Origin of the sequence: Helicobacter monodelphidis, assembly GCF_003288845.1 — a bacterium.
Lineage (GTDB): Bacteria > Campylobacterota > Campylobacteria > Campylobacterales > Helicobacteraceae > NHYN01.
In genome coordinates this window covers 1-3,348 of sequence record NZ_NHYN01000049.1, presented here as the reverse complement: position 1 = coordinate 3,348, position 3,348 = coordinate 1, and the positions used below count along the sequence as shown (strand labels likewise).

The following is a 3,348-nucleotide window of genomic DNA, read 5'->3' as shown; positions in this document are numbered from 1 at the left end:
ACAGAAGATTCAATATTGCAAAGAGCTTTAGAACTCCAAACAAAACAACAAAGAGGAGAGCTAGAAAACTTCTTTACACATCAAGAAGAAAACACAAATAAATCCAAATCTAAAAAAGGAGAAAAAAATGCGTAAAGCAATATTATTTGTTTTAGGTTTACTGAGTTTAGTTTCTGTATATGCAGAAAACTTAAATGCCGATCAGGTTTTACCCTATGATGATAAAGTCATTACAAATGGAACTTGTGAATTCAAGTGTAGAATGCCAGCAAGGGGATTCGGAACACAGATTACAGGCATTGATTTTAAAAATGGTGTAACTTATTGTAGTGTATTTAGGCTTGTAGCAACAGATAGAATAATACCAAATATCAATGCAAATCAAGAAAATAGAGTCTGTGCAAAGGAAATTTCAGGCAATGTTGTTGCTAAAGATGAAGTCAAAAACAAAGATTTGAACTACAAATTTGAACCCCTTGCTTACAATTCAAATAGTCTTACACTTTCAAGATTCTTTGGAGCAATGGCAACGCTTGATCCAAGTGTGATTGACTTTGAAGCAACAAAAAATACAGGACAACTTCAACTCCAAAAGGGTATTGAGCTTAAAGGGCAAATCGGAGGGTTGTTTCAGGCGAATTTATCTAGCGTTTTGTTCGGTGGAAAAGACTCACAAAAGCCATTAACTGATGGCATAGCTGTTTCAACTGCAGATGCTTTCAATAAAGCTAATCTTGCTTATTTTGCAGGGTTGTTTAATAATATGCAAGAAATTTATGGCTATTTGCAGAATCTTTTGTTTGTTGTGGTGGGAGGATATTTTCTTTCAGCCATCGGTGCAAGAAAATTGCAAACTTATTTAGAAAGGAATGATGAAGCAACACCAAGAGAGCCTTATTTGCATAAATTCTATGTGCCACTCCTTGCAGTTTTTTTCTTTTTTGCACCCATTCCAGAGAATGGAGGAATGAATAGCACAGTGATACAAAACATTATTCGCTTCTTTACAGCTGAATCTATAGCCATTGCAGATAAAGCTGCAGCAATTGGCACTTCAACTTATATGCAAAAACTCTATGCCACTGTGGGTGCAATGAGCGTTGAAGGAGAGGCTTACACCTTAAAAACAATCAAAGATTCAGAAGCAGAGATGAAACATTCAGAACGTGTCTTAAGAGAAAAATGCTATCAAAGATTTCCAAATATGGAAATGGGTGGTATGACAGCTGAAGCAATGAAAGATCATGAAAACATTGATATAAATCATTTAAGCGGAACGCCTAAAGATATTTCAATGAAAACTTGCGTTTCTGTTCTAAATACCTATGTCCAAGCAAAAAAATCATTCCAAACAGCAAAAAATCTTAAAGAGGTTCAAGATAGATTTACTGCAGGAGAAAATATTGATGGTAGCCTTTCTGATAATCTCAAGAAAATTAATACTTTGATTCAAACTCGGCAAGATGAATTAGGTTGGATTAACGCAACAATCGTTCCGGGAACAGGCATAATGGTAGAATTGCAAGATGATATTATCAACAATAAAGTTCAACCTGCAAGTGAAGAAATTGCAAATGAAAGCATTAATGCTGCAATTGAAAATACCACAGATGGAGAGAGAAAAAATATCCTTGCTGCAGGCAAGGATATTTTTCTTGCTGAAATAACAAATTTATTAGTTTACATGACAATACCCGGAGCGAGCAGTATCCGAGATGCTTTGAATAATGGTGCACAAAATATTTTAAAAGTTTTTGAAAATATTCCTACCATAGCAACAAAAGTGAAAGTTGGTGGAGTTGTCGCGAGTGAACTTTTATCAGTTATTTTTACCGCATACTTTGTTAGTGCAATGCTAGAAAAAGTTCCAGTCTTAATTGCGACGGTGGCAGGAGCTATAGCCTTTATTAGCTATTTAGTTTCATTGTTGAAATATTATTATATTTCCCCCTTTGTTGTAGCTTATGCGATTACAACAAAGAAGTATGAAAAAATTATTTCTTTTCTTATTAGTGGAATTGCAATTTTCTTTAAGCCTGTGCTGATTGTTATTTTTATATTCCTAGCGTTATTTATTCATACGCTTGTGCAAGAGTTTTTTATTGTGTTTTCTATAGAGCAATTTGCAGCACTTAAAATGGGCATAGAAAATGTTTGGGCAGCATTTTCTATCGGTGCTATTAAAGCACTTTTAAAAATTTTTGGTTGCCTAGCTTCAGGCTACATTATGTGGAAAATCATTATGAGCGGTCCTAACTGGGCATTGAAACTTTTAGGTATTGATGGCAGTCAAGATGAAGCAATCACTCAAAGTTTATCGCAGAAGTTAGAATCTAAAACTTTGATGGCATAAATCATCCAGCCACTTTTAGTGGCTAGGCTATTTGTTATTTCAGATTCAATTAAAGCTAATTAGGTAAAATGCAAAAAATTTAATAAGGAATAACTAATGAGTGTTTATGGCTTTGAAATTTTTAGGGGCAAGATTACAGAAGTGGGAATGAGTAAAGTTGGTGTTACAAGCGGTTCGATGAATAGTAGTGGTCGTGGCCATGTTAGTACACGTGTCGAAAGACATGCGCATTTTAAACTAGATGGAAAAGCTTTTGAACATATTAATTCAGGACTTTTAGAAGAAGGTGATGAAGTTGCCATTGCTGCAAAGAATATGAAAAATGGATTTTATCGAGTAGAAATACTAAGAAATTTTACTAAAGGCTATTATCAAGATAGCAAGTTATCAGAATTTATTGGTTTATTTTTAATGATTATTTTATCTCCAATTTTTCATCTGTTCATAACATATTGGTTATTTGGTACAGTGTTTGGTGAGAGTATTGGAGCACTTCTTGCTTTTATCGCAATGATTGCCACTATTGTATTTTTATTTTATGTTGGCATTCGATACAACCGCATAGCAAAAACAATCAAAAATATGTAATGTTTTAGCCACAATTTGATTTACCAAATTTTAAGCAAGAAAACCTTCGCCTCTTAGGCGGAGGATGAATTGCCACTCACCGTTAGGCAAGTTAAAAAACTTAATACTTATTAACTAACTTGTAAAAACTAAAATTAGTTAAATTCTGCTATAATACCGATATAGATAAGAAATATAATACAAATCAACACTCAGTCTATTTGTTACATATCACTTCATACTCGTTGTGAAGTATCGTAGAAAAGTGTTAAATGATGAGATATGCAAAAGGCTTAGAGAGATTTTTAAATACATAGCAGAGAATCCACGATGATATGGAAAAGATAGTCAATGACAATCTCGCATAAAATAGAGTTAAATCCAAATAATAAGCACATTACACATTTCAAAAAAGCTTTTGGCTGTTC

General features: G+C 33.6%; 2 protein-coding genes and 1 pseudogene. All 3 read left to right on the top strand.

Translation table 11 applies throughout. From position 1 onward, the window contains the following. Window positions 1-127 precede the first annotated feature (127 nt). On the top strand, window positions 128-2,353 hold the full coding sequence (locus CCZ01_RS09750) for a hypothetical protein (protein WP_112053015.1): 2,226 nt from the start codon (window positions 128-130) through the stop codon (window positions 2,351-2,353). A 96-nt stretch (window positions 2,354-2,449) separates the two neighbouring features. Continuing rightward, window positions 2,450-2,941, top strand: a complete 492-nt coding sequence (locus tag CCZ01_RS09745) for a hypothetical protein (protein ID WP_112053014.1) — start codon at window positions 2,450-2,452, stop codon at window positions 2,939-2,941. 161 nt (window positions 2,942-3,102) lie between these two features. After that, window positions 3,103-3,245, top strand: a pseudogene (locus tag CCZ01_RS09740) (transposase); the annotation flags it as partial. Window positions 3,246-3,348: the final 103 nt, after the last annotated feature.